The sequence below is a fragment of the Streptomyces sp. NPDC048603 genome (assembly GCF_043199475.1).
Taxonomy (GTDB): domain Bacteria; phylum Actinomycetota; class Actinomycetes; order Streptomycetales; family Streptomycetaceae; genus Streptomyces.
Genome location: NZ_JBICVY010000007.1, coordinates 317,848 through 338,013 on the forward strand (window position 1 = coordinate 317,848; position 20,166 = coordinate 338,013).

The following is a 20,166-nucleotide window of genomic DNA, read 5'->3' on the forward strand; positions in this document are numbered from 1 at the left end:
CCACGTGTGCGCAGGACGATTGATCGAGGAGTAGACGCTAAATGATCCCCTTGTCCTTCGCCCAGCGGCGCCTGTGGTTCATCGACCGGTTCGAGGGGCCGTCGGCGACCTACAACATTCCGTTCCTGCTGCGGCTGAACGGAACGCTCGACCGGGACGCCCTTTCCGCGGCGCTGCGCGACGTGGTCATCCGGCACGAAAGCCTGCGCACCGTCTTCGTCGTCGACGAGGACGGTGTGCCGGCCCAGCAGGTCGTGCCGGCCGGTCAGCTGGACCTTGACATCCCCCTCGTCACCGTGGACGGCGCGGAAGGCGTGGACGCCGCCGTGGCCGAGCAGATCGGCCACCACTTCGACCTCGCCACCGAGATCCCGGTGCGGGCCCACCTGGTGACCGCCGCCCCGGACGAGTACGTCCTCGTCCTCAACATCCACCACATCGCCGCCGACGGCGAGTCGATGCTCCCGCTCACCCGCGACCTGGCCGAGGCCTACACGGCCCGGGTGCACGGGGAGTCCCCGGACTGGGAGGAACTCCCCGTCCAGTACGGCGAGTACACCCTGTGGCAGCGCGAGATGCTGGGCGAGGAGAGCGACCCCGACAGCGTCATCTCCGAGCAGCTCGCCTACTGGCGCGAGGAGCTGGCCGGCGCCCCCGAGCAGCTGCGCCTGCCCCTGGACCGTCCGCGTCCCGCCGTCATCAGCCACCGCGGCGACATGGTCGACTTCGCCATCGACGCCGAACTGCTGGCCGCCGCCGAGCGCCTGGCCTCCGAGCACGGCGCGACCACCCCGATGGTCATGCAGGCCGCCCTGGCCGTCCTCCTCCACCACATGGGCGCCGGCGAGGACATCCCGCTCGGCGCGACCATCGCCGGCCGGGTCGACGAGGCCCTCGTGGACCTCGTCGGCTTCTTCGTCAACACCTGGGTGCTGCGCACCGACCTGACCGGCGCGCCCTCCTTCGGCGACGTCCTGGACCGGGTCCGGGACAAGGCGCTGGCCGCGTACGACAACCAGGACGCCCCCTTCGAGCGGCTCGTCGAGGTGCTCAACCCGGAGCGCTCCACCGCGTACAACCCGCTGTTCCAGGTGATGTTCACCTGGCAGAGCGCCGACCGCATCACCCTGGACCTGCCGGGCGTCACCGGCGTGTTCGAGGCGGTCCCGACCCACACCGCCAAGTTCGACCTGGAGTTCAACTTCGCCGTCGACCCGTCCGACGGCAGCATGCGCTGCGTCCTGGAGTACGCCACCGACCTGTTCAACCGCGGCACGGTGGAGAACATCGGCGCCCGCTTCCTCCAGGTGCTGCGGCACTTCGCCGCCGGGCCCGGGCGCCCGGTCGGCGCCGTCGACGTCCTGCTGCCGGGCGAGCGCGAGATGCTCGCCGGCTTCGCGGACACCGCGGCCTCCACCCCCGAGCTGACCGTGCCCGAGCTGTTCGAGCAGCAGGTCGCCGTCGACCCGGACGGGATCGCCGTGGTCTTCGGGGAGGAGTCCCTGACCTACCGCGAGCTGGACGAGCGCGCCAACCGGCTGGCCCGCGCCCTGCTGGAGCGGGGCGTGCGGCCGGAGTCGCTGGTGGGCCTGGCACTGCCGCGCTCCGCCGACCTGGTCGTCGCGATGCTCGGCATCATGAAGTCCGGCGCCGCGTACCTGCCGATCGACCCGCGCTTCCCGAGCGCCCGGCTCGCCCTGGTGCTCTCGCAGGCCCGCCCGGCGCTGCTGCTCACCGACGCGGCCACCGCGGCCGGGCTGCCCGAGCACGACGCCCCGGCCCTGCTCCTGGACGGCCTCGACCTGGACGCGGCCGACCCGGCCCCGGTGGCGGTGCCGCTGCGCCCGGACAACCTGGCGTACGTGATGTACACGTCCGGTTCCACCGGCACCCCCAAGGGCGTGGCGATCACCCACCACGGCGTGGTCAACGGCGTCATGCGGCTGGCCTCGGTGGTCGGCGTGGGCCCCGGCTCGAAGATGCTGGCCGGCACCTCCATCAACTTCGACGTCTCGGTGTTCGAGATCATCACGGTGCTGACCTCCGGCGGCAGCGTCGAGGTGGTCCGCGACGTGCTGGAGCTGGGCGAGCGCGGCAGCTGGTCGGGCGCGGTGATCAGTTCCGTCCCGTCGGTCTTCGCCGAGGTGCTCGACCAGATCACCGGCAAGACCGAGGTGGACACCCTGGTGTTCGCCGGCGAGGCGCTGCCCGCCTCGCTGATCACCCGGGCCCGCGAGGCGTTCCCCGGCGTCCGCGTGGTCAACAGCTACGGCCAGACCGAGTCCTTCTACGCGGGCACCTTCACCGTGGAGGGCGCGGACGACTGGGACGCGGCGAGCAGCGTGCCGATCGGTGAGCCGCTGGGCAACATGCGCGCCTACGTCCTGGGCGCCGGCCTGACCCCGGTGCCGCCCGGTGTGGTGGGCGAGCTCTACGTCGCCGGTGTGGTCGGCCGTGGCTACTACGGCCGCGCCGGTCTGACGGCGGAACGTTTCGTCGCCGACCCGTTCGGCCCGGCCGGCTCCCGGATGTACCGCACCGGCGACCTGGCCCGCTGGAACGCCGAAGGCCGCCTGGAGTACGCCGGCCGCGGCGACGCCCAGGTCAAGATCCGCGGCCTGCGCATCGAGCCGGGCGAGATCGAGGCCGCGCTGACCGCGCACCCGGGCGTGGCCCAGGCGGTCGTCACCGTTCACGAGCGGGCCGGCAACAAGCAGCTCGTCGGCTACGTGGTCCCGGTCGGTACGGTCGCCACGGCCGGCACCGAGGGCGCCGCCGAGAGCATCGGCGACCTGCACGTCGACCTGACCGCCGGCGTGTCGATGGCGGAGCTCCGCAAGTTCACCGCGGCCCGCCTCCCCGAGTACATGGTCCCGTCCGCTTTCGTGGTCCTGGACCGGCTGCCGCTCGCCCCGAACGGCAAGCTGGACCGGTCCGCGCTGCCCGCCCCGGTGTTCAAGGGCGAGGTCTACCGCGGCCCGTCCAACGAGGTCGAGGAGACCCTCGCCGCCGTGTTCGCCGAGGTCCTCGGCGTCGACCGGGTCGGCATCGACGACGACTTCTTCGCCATCGGCGGCGACAGCATCCGCTCCATCCAGGTGGTCTCCCGGTCCCGTGCCCGCGGGGTCGAGGTCAGCCCCCGCGAGGTCTTCCAGCACCGCACGGTCGCCGAGCTGGCCCTGCTCGCCGGCGGCCGGGTCGGCCAGGCCGTCGTACTGGAGGAGCTCGACGGCGGCGGCACCGGCTTCATGCCGCTGCTGCCCGTGGCCCGCTACCTGATGGAACTCGGCGGCGGCTACGGCCGGTTCACCATGTCCACCGTCGCCGACCTGCCCGCCGGCATCGGCCGGGAGGGCCTCGCCGCCACGCTCGGCGCCGTCTGGGACCGGCACGACCTGCTCCGCTCCCGGCTCGTCGACGGCGGTATGACCGTCGACCCGCAGGGCTCCGTGGACATCGGCTCCCTCATCCACCGCGTGGAGTGGGACGGCGCCTGGGACGATGCCTGGTACGCCCGCGCCACGGAGGAGCTGGACGCCGCCACCGGCCGCCTGGACCCGGCCGCCGGAGCGATGGCCCAGTTCGTCTGGTTCGACGCGGGCCAGGGCACCGGCCGCCTGATCATCAGCCTCCACCACCTGGTCGTCGACGGTGTCTCCTGGCGCATCCTGCTCCCGGACCTCGCCGAGGCCTGGGGGAAGATCCGCGACGGCCGCACCCCCGAGCTCCCCGCGGTCGGCACCTCCGTCCGCCGCTGGACCAAGGCCCTCGTCGACGAAGCGCACAGCCCCGCCCGCACCGCCGAACTGGAACTGTGGAAGTCCCAGGTCCAAGGCCCCGACCCGCTCATCGGCTCCCGGGACGTCGACCCCGCCGTCGACGTCATCTCAGCCGTCGACTACGTCTGGCTCAAGGTCCCCGCGGAGACCACCAGTGCGCTGATCGCCGACGTCCCGGCCGCCTTCCGCGGCGGCGTCAACGACGGCCTGCTCGGCGCGCTCGCCGTGGCCGTCTCCCGCTGGCGGCAGGACCGCGGCATCGACGAGTCCTCCCTGCTGGTCAAGCTGGAGGGCCACGGCCGTGAGGAAGGCGCCGTGCCCGGCGCCGACCTCTCCCGCACCATCGGCTGGTTCACCAGCATGTTCCCGGTCCGCCTGGACATCGGCGGGGCCGACGTCGACGAGGCCCTCACCGGCGGCGCCGCGGCCGGCAGCGTCCTGAAGGCCGTCAAGGAGCAGCTGCTCCGGATCCCCGACAAGGGTCTGGGCTACGGCCTCCTGCGCTACCTCAACGAGGACACCGTGGCCGTCCTGGCCGAGCACCCCACCGGCCAGATCGCCTTCAACTACCTGGGCGTCTTCAACTCGGCCGGCATGCCCGAGGAGCTCCGCGGCCTCGGCTTCACCCAGGCCCCCGGCACCAACGAGCTCATCGCCGTCCCCGACGCCGACATGCCCGTCATGTCCACCCTGGAGATCAACGCCCTGGTCACCGACTCCGGGCAGCTCACCGCCCGGTTCGGCTTCCCGACCGGAGTCCTGGCCCGCGAGGACGTCGAGCAGCTCGCCGAGCTCTGGCAGACCGCCCTGGAAGGCATGGTCCGCCACGTCGGGCAGCCCGGCGCCGGCGGCCTCACCCCCTCCGACGTGCCCCTGGTCACCGTCCGCCAGCGCGAGCTGGAGACCTGGGAGCGCCGCTACCCGTCCCTCACCGACGTCTGGCCGCTCACCCCGCTGCAGAACGGACTCCTCTTCGAGTCCATGCTGTCCGACGGTGACGCCGGCGCCGGCTACGACGCGTACCAGATGCAGTTCGCGTACCACCTGTCCGGACCGGTCGACGCCGCCCGCATGCGGGCCGCGGGCCAGGCCCTCCTCGACCGGTACGCCAACCTCCGCACCGCCTTCGTCTCCGACGAGGCCGGAGACCTGGTCTCGCTCGTCCTGAACGACGTCGAACTGCCCTGGCGGCACCTCGACATGACCGGCGAGACCGACGGCGAGGCCGCGTTCCAGCGGTTCCTCGCCGAGGACCGCAACCAGCGCTTCGACCCGGTCGCCCCGCCGCTGCTCCGCATCACCCTCGTCACCCGCGGCCCGGACCGGTCCGCGCTGGTCTTCACCGCCCACCACGTGCTCTTCGACGGCTGGTCGGTGCCCTGGCTCATGCAGGACCTGCTGCGCCTCTACGGCACCGGCGGCGACGCCACCGGCCTGCCCCGGGTCCGCGGCTTCCGCGAGTTCCTGGTGTGGCTCGCCGACCAGGACAAGAACGAGGCCGCGCAGGCCTGGGCGACCGAGCTCGACGGCTTCGACGAGCCCACCCTGCTCGTCCCGGACAAGGGCCCCGACACCCACAGCGACGACGTCGGCCACGTCGAAGTGCCGCTGACCGGCAACCTCTCGCTGGACCTGTCCGCCCGCGCCGCCGACCTCGGCGTCACCCTGAACACCCTGGTCCAGGGCGCCTGGGCGGTCCTGCTGGCCCAGCTGACCGGCCGCCAGGACGTCGTCTTCGGCGCCACCGTCTCCGGCCGCCCGCCGGCCGTCCAGGACGTCGAGTCCATGGTCGGCCTGTTCATCAACACCCTGCCCGTGCGGGTGCGGTGCGCCCCCGGCGAGTCCTTCACCGAACTGCTCCGCTCCCTGCAGAACCGGCAGGGCGCCCTGCTCGACCACCACAACTACGGCCTGACCGAGATCCACCAGGCCGCCGGCACCAACACCCTGTTCGACACCATCGTGGTCTTCGAGTCCTACCCCGTCGACCACGTCGGACTGAGCGAGGCCAACGCCTCCTCCGGGGTCGCCATCACCGGCATCACCCCGTTCAGCGGCACCCACTACCCGGTCACCGTGATGGCCGACGCCGACCCCAACCTGAAGCTGTCCCTCCAGTACCAGCGCAACGTGCTGGACCGGGACGCCGTGGACACCCTCGCGGAGCGCTTCGAGCGGGTCCTCGCCCACCTGGTCGCCTCCCCGGACGCGCCCGTCGCCTCCGTGGACGTCCTCGCCCCCGGCGAGCGCGAGCAGGTACTGCGTGGAGCCGGCACGCCCGCCACCACCCCCGGCACCACCGTCCCGGCGCTGTTCGCCGCGCAGGCCGCCGCCACCCCCGACGCGCCCGCCGTGGTGCACGGCACCCGTTCCCTCACCTACCGCGAGCTCGACGAGCGGGCGAACCGGCTGGCCCGCGGCCTCACCGCCCGCGGCGTCACCCCCGAGTCCGTGGTCGCCGTCGCCCTGCCGCGCACCCCCGACCTGGTCGTCGCCCTGCTCGGCGTCCTCAAGTCCGGGGCCGGATACGTACCGATCGACCCCGAGTACCCGAGCCGGCGCCTGGAGTTCATCCTCGCCGACGCCGCCCCCTCGCTGGTCCTCACCGACGCCACGGCGCAGGGCGTCCTGCCCGGCACCGACATCCCCACGGCGTTCCCGGCCGACGTCGAGCAGGACGCCGACCCCTCGGCCCCGGCCGTGCCGCTGACCCCGGACAACATCGCCTACGTGATGTACACCTCGGGCTCCACCGGCATCCCCAAGGGCGTGGCCGTCACCCACGGCAACGTCACCAACGCCCTGCCGGGCCTGGTCGCCGCCCTCGGCACCGGGCCGGGCGCCCGCATCGCGGCCGGCGCGTCGATCAACTTCGACGTGTCGGTGTTCGAGATCTTCTCGGCGCTGTCCACCGGCGGCACCGTCGAGCTGGTCCGTGACGTCCTCGCCCTCGGCGAGCGCGACGACTGGTCCGCCGACGTCATCAGCTCCGTCCCCTCCGCCTTCGCCGAACTGCTGGACGACCTGCCCGGCCGGATCAGCCCCAAGGCGCTGGTGTTCGCCGGCGAGGGCCTGCCGGCCGCGCTGGTGGCCAGGGCCCGTGACGCCTTCCCCGGCGTCCGCGTGGTCAACGGCTACGGCCAGACCGAGTCCTTCTACGCCACCGCCTTCTCCCTCGGCGACGGCGAGCAGTGGACCGGCGGCGCCAGTGCGCCCATCGGCGAGCCCCTCCCGGGCGTCCGCGCCTACGTCCTGGGCGCCGGCCTGCTGCCGGTGCCGCCCGGAGTCACCGGCGAGCTCTACGTCGCCGGCGCCTCCCTGAGCCGCGGCTACCGGGGCCGTGCCGCCCTGACCGCGGAGCGGTTCACCGCCGACCCGTTCGGCCCGGCCGGCTCCCGCATGTACCGCACCGGCGACCTGGCCCGCTGGACCTCCGACGGCCGCCTGGAGTACGTGGGCCGCGGCGACGGCCAGGTCAAGATCCGCGGTGTCCGCGTCGAGCCCGCCGAGGTCGAGGCCGTCCTCGCCGAGCACGACGGGGTCTCCCAGGCCCTGGTCGTGGCCCGCGAGGGCCAGGGCGGCAACGGCTCGAAGTACCTGGCGGCCTACCTGGTCCCGGTCGGCGGGCAGGCCCCCGCGGACCTGCGCGGCTGGATGTCCGCGCGGCTGCCCGACCACATGGTGCCCGCCGCGTTCGTCACCCTGGACAAGTTCCCGCTGCTCCCCAACGGCAAGACCGACCGGGCCGCGCTGCCCGAGCCGGACTTCACCGGCACCCCCTACCGCGCCCCGCGCAACGCGAACGAGGAGGTCCTCTGCCGCCTCTTCGCCGAGGTGCTCGGCGTGGACCGGGTCGGCATCGACGACGACTTCTTCGCCCGCACCGGCCACTCCCTGCTGGCCACCCGCCTGGTCAACCGGATCCGCGCCACCCTCGGCGCCGACCTCCGGGTCCGCCTGGTCTTCGACGCACCCACCGTCGCCGAACTCGCCGGCCACCTCACCACGGCCGGCCCGGCCCGCCCGGCGCTCCGCCGTGCCGAGCCCCGGCCCGAGCGGATCCCGCTGTCCTACGCACAGCGCCGCCTGTGGTTCGTGGACCGCTTCGAGGGACCCTCCTCGACGTACAACCAGTCCTTCGTGCTGAAGCTCGCCGGAGACCTGGACGCCGAGGCACTCCGCGCGGCCGTACGCGACGTCGTCGCCCGCCACGAGACCCTCCGCACCCTGATGGTCGAGGACGCCGACGGCCACCCCTACCAGCAGGTCGTCCCCGCCGACGGGACCGACCTCGCCATCCCGCTCGTCGACATCGCCGCCGACGCGGAAGCCGTCGCCGCCGCGGTCTCGCAGGTGCTGGAACGTCCCTTCGCCATGGCGACGGAGATCCCCGTCCGGGCCGCGCTGCTGCGCTCCGGCGATCGGGAGCACCGCCTCGTCCTGGTCATCCACCACATCGCCGTCGACGGCGAGTCGATGGCACCGATCGCCCGCGACCTCGGCGCCGCCTACGCGGCCCGGCGGGCCGGCACCGCCCCCGGCTGGGACGAACTGCCGGTCCAGTACGTCGACTACACGCTGTGGCAGCGCGAGCTGCTCGGCGAGGCCGAGGACCCGGACAGCGTGCTCACCGCCCAGGCCTCGTACTGGCGTCAGGAACTGGCCGGCGTGCCGCAGCCGCTCCCGCTGCCCGCCGACCGGCCCCGCCCGCCGGCCCCGAGCCACCGCGGCGACATCGTGGAGTTCGGCCTCGCCCCGCAGGTCTCGGCCGCGGTTGAGGAACTCGCCCGCGCCAACGGAGCGACCGCCGCGATGGTCCTGCAGGCCGCGCTCGCGGTGCTGCTCGGCCGCCTCGGCAGCGGCGACGACATCACCATGGGCTCGCCGATCGCCAACCGCACCGACGCCGAACTGGCCGAGCTCGTCGGCTTCTTCGTCAACACCTGGGTGCTCCGCGCCGACGTCTCGGGCAACCCCACCTTCGAGGAGGTGCTGAAGCAGGTCCGCGGCAAGGCCCTCACCGCCTACGACAACCAGGAGGCACCGTTCGAGCGCCTGGTGGAGATCCTCAACCCGGAGCGCTCCACCGCGTACCACCCGCTGTTCCAGGTGATGTTCGCCTGGCAGAACATCACCCGCGAGGACTTCGAGATGGAAGGCCTCCAGGTCACCTGGGAGCCCTCGGCCACCGCCACCGCGAAGTTCGACCTGTTCTTCAACATGGGCGACATCCCCGGCCAGGGCGTCATCGGCTACCTCGAGTACGCCACCGACCTGTTCGACCGGGCCACCGTGGAGAAGCTCGCCGACCGGTTCACCCAGGTCGTCGGCCAGCTCGTCGCCGCACCGGAGCAGCCGGTCAGCGCCGTGGACGTGCTCGTCGAGGGCGAGCGCGAACTCCTCGCCGGCTTCGCCGGCCGCACCGACGCCGAGGCCGCCGTGCCCGCCGCCACCATCCCGGAGCTGTTCGCCCGGCAGGCCGCGGCCGCCCCGGAGGCGCCCGCCGTGGTCCACGGCGACACCACCCTCACCTACCGCGAGCTCGACGAGCGCGCGAACCGGGTGGCCCGCGCCCTGACCGGGCGGGGGATCGGCGCCGAGTCGCTGGTCGGCCTGGCCGTGTCCCGCTCCGCCGACCTGGTCGTCGCGATGCTGGGCATCCTCAAGTCCGGCGCCGCCTACCTGCCGATCGACCCGCGCTACCCGAGCGCCCGCCTCGGCCTGATGCTCGACCAGGCCGCCCCGGAGCTCCTCCTCGTCGACGACGAGGCCGCCCCGGTGCTGCCCGAGCACGCGACCCCGAGGCTGTCCCTCGGCGAGCTCGGCCCGGCCGCCGGCGACGCGACCGCCCCCGCCGTCACCCTGCTGCCCGGCAACACGGCGTACGTGATGTACACCTCGGGCTCCACCGGCGTCCCCAAGGGCGTCACCGTCACCCACGGCAACGTGACCGCCGCGCTGCCCGGCCTGGTGGACTCGCTCGGCATCGGGCGGGGCGCCCGGGTCCTGGCCGGCACCTCGGTCAACTTCGACGTGTCGGTGTTCGAGATCATGACCGCCCTCACCACCGGCGGCACCGCGGAGATCGTCCGCGATGTGCTGGAGCTCGGCGAGCGCGAGAACTGGTCGGGCGCCGTGATCAGCTCCGTCCCGTCGGTCTTCGCCGAACTGCTCGACCAGATCGCCGGGAAGACGCAGGTGGACACCCTGGTGTTCGCCGGCGAGGCGCTGCCGGCCGCCCTGATCGAGCGGGCCCGGACCGCCTTCCCCGGCGTCCGCGTGGTCAACGGCTACGGCCAGACCGAGTCCTTCTACGCCACCGCCTTCGCCCTCCCCGCCGACCAGGAGTGGGACAGCGCCGCCGGCGCCGCCGGCGCCCCGATCGGCACCCCGCTCGGCAACGTCCGCGCGTACGTCCTCGGCTCCGGCCTGACGCCGGTCCCGCCGGGCGTCGCGGGCGAGCTCTACGTGGCGGGCAGCTCGGTCGGCCGCGGCTACCGGGGCCGTGCCGCCCTGACCGCGGAGCGGTTCACCGCCGACCCGTTCGGCCCGGCCGGCTCCCGCATGTACCGCACCGGCGACCTGGCCCGCTGGACCTCCGACGGCCGCCTGGAGTACGTGGGCCGCGGCGACGCCCAGGTCAAGATCCGCGGCCTGCGGATCGAGCCGGGCGAGGTGGAGGCGGCCCTGACCGCCCACCCCGACGTCGAGCAGGCCGTGGTCGTGGTCCGCGCCGCCGCCGGCGACGCCAAGCAGCTCGTCGGCTACGTCGTCCCGGTCCGCACCGGCGACGCCGGCGAGGAAGCCGCCAAGAAGAACAGCCTGGACCTCACCACCGGTGTGTCCGTGCCCGACCTGCGCCGCTTCGCCGCCGCCCGGCTCCCCGAGTTCATGGTCCCGTCCGCTTTCGTGGTCCTGGACCGGCTGCCGCTCGCCCCGAACGGCAAGCTGGACCGCGCGGCCCTCCCCGACCCCGTCTTCAAGGGCGAGGCCTACCGGGCGCCGTCCAACGAGGTCGAGGAGACCCTGGCCGCCGTGTTCGCCGAGGTCCTCGGCGTCGACCGGGTCGGTGTCGACGACGACTTCTTCGCCATCGGCGGCGACAGCATCCGCTCCATCCAGGTGGTCTCCCGGTCCCGTGCCCGCGGGGTCGAGGTCAGCCCCCGCGAGGTCTTCCAGCACCGCACGGTCGCCGAGCTCGCGCTGATCGCCGGCGCCCGGGTGGGCGCCGCGGTGGTCCTGGAGGAGCTGGAGGGCGGCGGCACCGGCTTCATGCCGCTGCTGCCCGTGGCCCGCTACCTGATGGAACTCGGCGGCGGCTACGGCCGGTTCACCATGTCCACCGTCGCCGACCTGCCGGTCGGCATCGACGAGGCCGGCCTGCTGGCCACCCTCGGCGCGGTCTGGGACCGGCACGACCTGCTCCGCTCCCGCCTGGCCGACGGCGGCATGGTCGTCGACCCGCAGGGCTCGACCGATCTCGCCTCCCTGGTGACCCGCATCGCCTGGGACGGCGCCTACGACGAGGCCTGGCAGGCCCGCGCCACGGAGGAACTGGACGCCGCCACCGGCCGCCTGGACCCGGCCGCCGGGATCATGGCCCAGTTCGTCTGGTTCGACGCCTCCCGGGGCGCCGGCCGGCTGCTGGTGATCCTCCACCACCTGGTCGTCGACGGTGTCTCCTGGCGCATCCTGCTCCCGGACCTCGCCGAGGCCTGGGGGAAGATCCGCGACGGCCGCACCCCCGAGCTCCCCGCGGTCGGCACCTCCGTCCGCCGCTGGACCAAGGCCCTGATGGACGAGGCCGTCTCGCCGGAGCGGGTCGCCGAGCTGGAGCTGTGGAAGTCCGTGGTCGAAGGCCCGGACCCGCTGCTCGGCTCCCGCGACATCGACCCCGCCGTCGACGTGGTCTCCACCGTGGACCACGTCTGGCTGAAGCTGCCGGACTGGGCCACCGAGGCCCTGCTCACCGACGTGCCCGCCGCCTTCCGCGGCGGCGTCAACGACGGCCTGCTCACCGCGCTCGCCGTCGCCGTCGCCAAGTGGCGCCGCGCCCGCGGCATCGACGAGTCCTCCCTGCTGGTCAAGCTGGAGGGCCACGGCCGTGAGGAAGGCGCCGTGCCCGGCGCCGACCTCTCCCGCACCATCGGCTGGTTCACCAGCATGTTCCCGGTCCGCCTGGACATCGGCGGGGCCGACGTCGACGAGGCCCTCACCGGCGGCGCCGCGGCCGGCAGCGCCATCAAGGCCGTCAAGGAGCAGCTGCTCCGGATCCCCGACAAGGGCCTGGGCTACGGCCTCCTCCGCTACCTCAACGAGGAGACCGCACCGCAGCTGAAGGACCACGGCATCGGCCAGATCGCCTTCAACTACCTGGGTCGCTTCTCCACCGCCGACATGCCCGAGGAGCTCCGCGGCCTCGGCTGGACCCAGACCCCCGGCATGAGCGAGCTCATCGCCGTCCCCGACGCCGACATGCCCGTCATGTCCACCCTGGAGATCAACGCGGCCGTCACCGACACCGCCGACGGCCCCCAGCTCGGCGTCCGGTTCGGCTTCCCCGCGGGCGTCCTGGCCCGCGCGGACGTCGAGGAGCTCGCCGGCCTGTGGCGGACCGCCCTGGAGGGCCTCGCCCGCCACGTCGCGCAGCCCGGCGCCGGCGGCCTCACCCCGTCCGACGTGCCCCTGATCTCGGTCCGCCAGGGCGAGCTGGAGGTCTGGGAGCGCCGCCACCCGTCCCTCAGCGACGTATGGCCGCTCACCCCGCTCCAGTCCGGCCTGCTGTTCGAGTCGCTGATGGCCGACTCCACCTACGACGCGTACCACGTCCAGGTGGTGTACGACCTCTCCGGCGCGGTCGACCCGGCCCGCCTGCGGGCCGCCGGCCAGGCCCTCCTCGACCGGTACGCCAACCTGCGCACCGCCTTCGTCCCCGACGCGGCCGGAAACCAGGTGGCGCTGGTCCTGGACGAGGTCGAACTCCCCTGGGAGTTCACCGACCTCCGCGACCTCGACCCGCAGCGCCGGGCCGAGGAGCTGGAGCGCTTCCACGCCGAGGACCAGGCCAACCGCTTCGACCCGACCCGCGCCCCGCTGCTCCGCATGTCGCTGGCCCTCACCGGCCCCGACACCGCCGAGCTGCTGCTCACCTCGCACCACGCCCTGCTCGACGGCTGGTCGCTGAGCATCCTGATGCAGGAACTGCTGCGCCTGTACGGCTCCTCCGGCGACGCCTCCGTCCTGCCGAGGGCCCGCAAGTACCGGGACTTCCTGGCATGGATGGCGGAGCAGGACGCCGAGGAGTCCGGACGGGCCTGGGCGACCGAGCTCGCCGGGGTCGAGGAGCCCACCCTGATCGCGCCCGGCGCCGGATCCGAGGTGGACCCCGAGCGGGTCGGCCAGATCGAGATCCCGTTGTCCTCCGAGACCGCGCGGGAGCTGGTGCGCAGCGCCGCCGGCCTCGGCATCACCCTGAACACCCTGGTCCAGGGCACCTGGGCGACGGTGCTGGCACAGCTGACCGGCCGCCAGGACGTGGTGTTCGGCACCACCGTCTCCGGCCGCCCGCCGGCCGTGCCGGGCGTGGAGTCCATGGTCGGCCTGTTCATCAACACCCTTCCGGTGCGTGCCGAACTGTCTCCGTGGTACACGCTGCGCCAGGTGCTGACCGGCCTGCAGGACCGGCAGGGCCCGCTGATGGACCACCACCACATCGGCCTGACCGAGATCACCCGGAGCACCGGGCTGAGCAAGCTGTTCGACACCGTCGTGGTGTTCGAGTCCTTCCCGATGGACCGGGACGGCCTCGTGGACGCGACCGCCAACGGCGGCATCGCGATCACCGGGGTCGGTACCGCCAACGGCACCCACTACCCGCTGGGCATCGCGGCGGCGGCCGACGACTCCCTGCACGTGGTGATGGAGTACCAGGAGGACGTGTTCGAGCAGGCCGCGGCGGAGGGCATCGCCGCCCGCTTCGCCCGGGTGCTCAACCAGCTGGTCGCCGACCCCGACGTACCGCTCGGCGCGGTGGACATGGTGCCGCCGGCCGAACGGGAGCGGCTGCTGACGGGCCTCAACGACACCGCCAGGCCCACCCGGGACGGCACCATCGCCGACCTGTTCGAGCGGCAGGCCGCCGCCACCCCGGACGCGGTCGCCGTCATCCACGAGGACGGCACGCTGACCTACCGCGAGCTCGACGAGCGCGCGAACCGGGTCGCCCGCGCCCTCGCCGGGCGCGGGGTGGGCGCGGAGACGGTGGTCGCCGTGGCCACCCGCCGCTCCCCTGACCTGGTGGTGTCCCTGCTGGGCGTGACCAAGGCGGGCGGCGCCTACCTGCCCGTCGACCACACCTACCCGGCCGAGCGCATCGCCTACATGGTGGAGGACTCGGGAGCCCGCCTGGCCGTGGTCGACGAGGCCGCGGCGGAGGTCCTCGCCGGGCACGGCCTGCCGACCCTCCGGGTCGACGAGATCACTGCCGCCACGGCAACCGGAGCAATTGATTCCGCAAGTGCGCCGGCCGCCCGGTTCGCGACGCTCGACAGCGCCGCGTACGTCATCTACACCTCCGGCTCCACGGGCAGGCCCAAGGGCACCGTGGTCACCCACCGCGGCATCGCGAGCCTGGTCGCCGCGCACGTGGAAGGCATGGCGGTGACCGCCGAGAGCCGGATGCTCCAGCTCGTCTCGCCGAGCTTCGACGTGTCGGTCTGCGAGATGTTCACCGTGCTGCTCTCGGGCGCCGCCCTCGTGGTCGCCGACAAGGAGAAGCTGGCCCCCGGGCTGCCGCTGGCCGACACCGTCGACCGGCACGGGGTGACCCACATGATGCTGCCGCCCGCCATGCTCGCCTCGCTCCCGGCCGACTCTCTGACCAGCGTCGTTTCCCTGCTGGTCGGTGGTGAGGCCACTCCGCCGGAGCTCGCCGCTGTCTGGGCGACAGGACGCCGGATGATGAACGTCTACGGCCCGACGGAGACCACGGTGTGCGCCACCATGGCCCCGCCGATGGCCCCCGACGGCCGGGTCTTCCCGATCGGCACGCCCATCCACAACACCCGGGCCTACGTGCTGGACGCCACGCTCCAGCCGGTCCCGGCCGGCGTCGCCGGCGAGCTCTACCTGGCGGGCCCCGGTGTGGCCCGCGGGTACCTCGGCAAGCAGAAGGTGACCGCCGAGCGCTTCGTGGCCTGCCCGTTCGGCAGGCCCGGCGAGCGGATGTACCGGACCGGCGACGTGGTCTCCTGGAACGCGGACGGCGAACTCGTCTTCCACGGCCGGGCGGACGACCAGGTCAAGATCCGCGGCTTCCGCATCGAGCTCGGCGAGATCGAGACCGCGCTCACCGCGCACCCCGCCGTCGACCGGGCCGTGGTCGTGGTCGACGACCGGCGCGGAGACCGCCGCCTGGTGGGCTACCTGGTACCCGCCTCCGCCGACGCCACGGCGGAGCTGATCGCCGAGGTCCGCGCCCACCTGCGGGAGCGGCTGCCCGAGCACATGGTGCCCGCGGCCCTGGTGCTCATCGAGGAGGTCCCGCTCACCCTCAGCGGCAAGCTGGACAAGCGGGCCCTGCCCGCCCCGGACTGGGCGGGGGAGTCGGCCGGCCGTGCCCCGCGCTCCCCGCGCGAGGAGATCCTCTGCGGCCTGTTCGCCGAGGTCCTCGGCCTGAAGACGGTCACCATCGACGACAGCTTCTTCGTCCTGGGCGGCCACTCCCTGCTCGCCTCCAAGCTGATCAGCCGGATCCGCGTGGTCCTCGGCGTCAACCTGCCGCTCCGCGCGGTGTTCGACTCGCCGACGGTCGCCGACCTGGCCGGCTACCTGGAGGCCGAAGGAGCCGCCGGCGGCGTCGCGGGCGACCCGTTCGGCGCGGTCCTCTCCATCAAGGGCGGGGCGGCACAGGGGAATTTGAACTCGAACGACAGCACGCTCTGGTTCATTCACCCGGGTGGCGGGATATGCTGGCCCTACCTTGGATTCGCCGGGCGGCTCCCGCAGTACCAGACCGTCCATGGAATCCAGGCCAAGGGTTTCGACGGCCGGACGAAACTGCCCGAGTCGATCGACGAGATGATCCTGGATTACGTCGGGGAAATCCTGGCGCTCCAGCAGGAAGGGCCCTACCACCTGGCGGGCTATTCCATCGGCGGCACGTTCGCACAGGCGATCGCCGCCGAACTCCAGCGGCGCGGGCACGACATCGCGCAGCTGATCATGCTCGACAGTGTCCCCAGCGACTACCTGGTGACGCAGGCCTCGCCCACCGCGGCCGCACTCCGGGAGTACTTCCAGGAGCAGCTCACGGGCGTGGCCGGGACCGAGGACGGCGAGTCCTTCCTGGACAACGCGGTCCGCGTCATCCTCAACCACACCTCTCTGACACCGGGGTTCAATTCACCGGTCTTCCACGGGGACGCGTTGTTCTTCAACGCCGTGCCCAATCCCGAGGCCCGCTACGGCGACCTCTGGAAGCCGTACATCACGGGTGCCGTCAGGCAGTTCGACATCGAGACCACGCACCACGAAATGGTGCTGCCGGAACCCGCCGCCGAGATCTGCCGGATCGTCGGCCGGGAGATTTCCGCGAAGCAGGCGGATGGAAATGGAGTCCAGGTATGAGCAGCAACCCGTTCGACGATGAGAACGGCCAGTTCTACGTCGTGGTGAACGGCGAGGAGCAGCACTCGCTGTGGCCCGCCTTCGCGGATGTCCCGGCCGGCTGGCGCATCGCGTACGGCGCCGCCGCCCGCCCGGACTGCCTGACGTATGTCGAGGAGCACTGGACGGACCTGCGGCCCAAGAGCCTGCAGGACGCCATGGCCGTCGCGCAGTAGACACCACCCCACACCCACGCGGAGAGGAAGCAACAGTGTCCAAGGTCATCGAGCGGTGGAACGTCCACCCCACCCGTCAGTGGCTGCGCGGCGTCCGTCCGGCCAACCCGGTCGAGTTCGACGAGGAGATCGGCGCCTGGTGCGCCTACGGCTTCGACGAGGTCGAGCAGATCCTCGGGGACTACGAGACCTTCTCGGCCGCCACCGCCGCGTACGCCGCGGTGCAGGTGGACCCGAAGTTCCAGGAGGGTGACATCTCCCAGATGGACCCGCCGGAGCAGAGCAAGTACCGCAAGCTCATCGGTGCCGCGTTCTCCCCACGCGTGATCAACGGCCTCGAGGACCGCATCGTCAAGATCACCGACGAGCTCCTCGACGAGGTCCAGGAGAAGGGCAGCTTCGAGCTGGTGGCGGACCTCGCCTACCCGCTCCCGGTCATCGTGATCGCCGAGCTGCTCGGCGTCCCGCTCGAAGAGCGCGACATCTTCAAGGGCGTCGCCTTCGACATCATCGAGAACATGGCCGGCCTGGACTTCGTCGCGGGCGGCGAGGGCATCGAGGAGCAGATCCACTCCGCCGAGGCCCGCCTGAAGCCCCTGCTCGACTACATGGCCGACCAGGTGGCCCAGCGCCGCAAGCAGCCCCGCGAGGACCTGCTGACCTACCTGATGCACGCGGAGCAGGACGGTGAGCGCCTCACCGACAACGAGGTCGTCAACATCGCCAACGTGCTGCTGATCACCGGTCACATCACCAGCACCATGATGGTCGCCAACACCATGGCCTGCCTGGACACCGAGCCCGAGTGGATGCAGCGCGTCCGCGCCGACCGCTCCCTGGTCCCCGGCGCCGTCGAGGAGGCCCTGCGCCTGCTGCCGCCGGCCGCCACGCTGTCCCGCGTCACCACCCGCGAGATCGAGATCGGCGGGGTCACCATCCCCGCCGAGCAGATGATCCTCCCGTGGGTGAGCGCGGCCAACCGCGACCCGAAGAAGTTCGACCGCCCGGACGTCTTCGACCCGACCCGCAGCCCCAACCACTCCATCAGCTTCGGCCACGGCGTCCACTACTGCCTCGGCACCCGGCTCGCCCGGCTCGAGGGCAAGATCGCCGTCAACGCGATCCTGGACCGCTTCCCGGACTTCCGCTCCAACCCGGACAACCCCGTGACCTTCTTCCCCTCGACGGACATGGTCGGCGTCCGCTCCTTCGACGTCCTCTACAAGTAGGCCCGTACGGCGAGGCGAGCCACGGGCGCGGCGGCCCACCGGCCAGGTGGGCCGCCGCCCCTGCTGTGGCGCGCCCGCACAGTCACGGGCCACGTCACGAGCACAGTCACGAGCCAAGTCACAAGCAAAGGGATACGACGACATGACCGAGTTCGCCGACCGGTGGGGTCTGGGGCCGGACAAGTACTGGCTGCGCGGCCAACTGCCCGAGGAGAAGGTGACGTTCGACGAGAGCCTGGGCGTGTGGCAGGTCACCGGCTACAAGGAAGTGCTCCAGGTCCTGGGCGACGACTCCTTCTCCGCCGACTCCACGCGGCTGTTCGACGTCGACGAGGAGCAGGCCAAGCTCATCAAGGGCGACATGGCCCAGATGAACGGGCCCGAGCACATCCACATGCGCCGCCAGGTCGGCAAGGCGTTCAGCCCCAAGGCCATGGACGACCTGGAGCTGCGCATCACCAAGCTCGGCACCGAGCTGCTGGACAAGCTGGCCGGCCGGGACCGCTTCGACCTGCTGGGCGACTTCATCGACGACCTGTCGGGCATCCTCTTCAGCGAACTGCTGGGAACGCCGGCCGAGCACCGCCACATGTTCAAGGCGGTCGACCAGACCATGGACGCCGACGTCCAGATGAGCACCGTGGACCAGGGCGGCGAGGAGTACTTCGACTCGCTGCTCGGCCCGCTCCTCCCGCTGCGCGACTTCCTCGGCGACATCATCAACGAGCGCCGCAAGGAGCCCAAGCAGGACCTCCTCAGCCTGATGATCGAGTTCAAGTACCTCGACGGCACGCCGATGGCGCACGACGAGATCATCAACTTCGCCGTCGCCGTGCTGGGCGCGGGCCACCTCACCAGCCCGATCCTGATCGGCAACACCATGCTGTGCCTGGAGGCGTTCCCGGAGCAGTACGCCAAGGTCAGGGCGGACCGCAGCCTCGTCCCCGGCATGTTCGAGGAGGTCATGCGGTACTTCACGCCGGCCACCACCTCGTACCGGGCCACCGACGCCGAGGCCGAGGTCGGCGGGGTGACGATCCCCAAGGACCAGATGGTCGCCATCCAGCTGGGCGCGGCCAACCGCGACCCGCGCCAGTTCCCGAACGCGGACGTCTTCGACGTGACCCGGGCGCCCAACCAGCACGTCGGCTACGGCCGCGGGTCGCACTACTGCATCGGCGCGGCCATGGCCCGGGTGGAGACCCGGATCATCTTCAACCTGCTGCTGGACCGGTTCCCGAACCTCCGCGTGGACCCGGACGTCCCCCCGGTCTTCTTCGGGTCGCCCGAGTTCACCGGTGTGCGCTCGCTGGCGGTCCGCGTCGACTGACGGCCCTTCACGAGCCCCTCAGGGCTACGGGAATTCCCCGCACGGCATGCTGCCGGCGGGGTTTTCCCGTATCAAGAGGAGCCGGATATTCCGGCGATAACGAGCCGATATGACGACCCCCTAGCGTTGTCTTCAGAACGAGGGAGCAGGAACCGAAGCCCTCGGACCGATCAGGGGAGTCAGCGATGAAGACGGGTCGAGAGCCGGTCCTCCAGGCCGTCGAGGACGGCCTGCAGGCCGAACTCGAAGCTCTTCTCGGGCGCGGCTGCGTATTCGGCATCGGCGTAGGCGTCGAGCCGGGCGCGCAGCCTCGGGAACCGCGAGGCGATCTCGGTCGCCTGCGCCATGGCTTCCTCGAGCAGGGCCTGGGCGTTCCCGCCGCCCTGACTGAGACGCCGGTTCACGGAGATCGAGGCCGACATGCCGAGAGTGCTGCCCAGTACGAACATGAAGACCGAGGCCGTGGCCTGGTCGGCCTCCGCGCCGACGAAGCCGGCCGCCTCGTAGACCGCGAGGCTGTGGTCGTCATGGCGAGCTTTGTTCGGCCCGTAGAGGGGCTGCGAGGCCAGCGCCATCACCAGCCACGGATGCCTGGTGATCATCGTGTACAGGTCCTGGGCCATGGAGGTGGCCGCCGTCCGCCAGTCGACGGCGTCGAGGTCGGGTAGACCCACCTCGTTCCAGACCTCGTCGCTGGCGAGTATGACGAGGTTGTCCTTGTTCTTGACATGCCAATAGACCGCGGTCGCGGCAGAGCCGAGTCGCTTGCCCAGGCTGCGCATGTTCAGGCCCTCGAGGCCCTCGGCATCCAGGAGCTCGATAGCAGCGCGAATGATCTGTTCGCGGGTCAACGTGTCACGGGGCATGCGGACACGGTAGATCAGAATCTCGGGTTGCACAAAGTTCAAGAAGCGGCTTGCGCAGCGTACAAGTCGCCTCTACCGTCTGATTCACCACACGACTTGAACACTGTACAAGTGGACGGG

General features: G+C 72.1%; 5 protein-coding genes. 4 read left to right on the forward strand and 1 reads right to left on the reverse strand.

Annotation, left to right across the window (positions count from 1 at the left end; translation table 11 throughout):
• Nucleotides 1-41: 41 nt before the first annotated feature.
• The 4 genes from ACGFQ9_RS19520 (at nt 42) to ACGFQ9_RS19535 (ending at nt 19,180) form a co-directional block, all read left to right on the forward strand.
• Nucleotides 42-16,406: an amino acid adenylation domain-containing protein gene (locus ACGFQ9_RS19520; RefSeq protein WP_393575116.1), complete on the forward strand. Its 16,365-nt coding sequence runs from the start codon at nt 42-44 to the stop codon at nt 16,404-16,406.
• A complete protein-coding gene (locus tag ACGFQ9_RS19525; protein WP_365118107.1) occupies nt 16,403-16,621 on the forward strand; it encodes an MbtH family protein in 219 nt (72 codons plus the stop codon). Before ACGFQ9_RS19520 ends, ACGFQ9_RS19525 begins: the two co-directional genes overlap by 4 nt.
• A gap of 35 nt (nt 16,622-16,656) precedes the next feature.
• Nucleotides 16,657-17,850: a cytochrome P450 gene (locus ACGFQ9_RS19530; protein ID WP_393575118.1), complete on the forward strand. Its 1,194-nt coding sequence runs from the start codon at nt 16,657-16,659 to the stop codon at nt 17,848-17,850.
• 142 nt (nt 17,851-17,992) lie between these two features.
• Nucleotides 17,993-19,180, forward strand: coding sequence for a cytochrome P450 (locus tag ACGFQ9_RS19535; protein WP_393575120.1), 1,188 nt, complete (start codon nt 17,993-17,995; stop codon nt 19,178-19,180).
• A gap of 179 nt (nt 19,181-19,359) precedes the next feature.
• Here the strand turns inward: ACGFQ9_RS19535 and ACGFQ9_RS19540 are convergent, their stop codons facing one another.
• Complete coding sequence (locus ACGFQ9_RS19540; protein WP_393575121.1) at nt 19,360-20,046, reverse strand: TetR/AcrR family transcriptional regulator; 687 nt, start codon at nt 20,044-20,046, stop codon at nt 19,360-19,362.
• Nucleotides 20,047-20,166 lie beyond the last annotated feature (120 nt).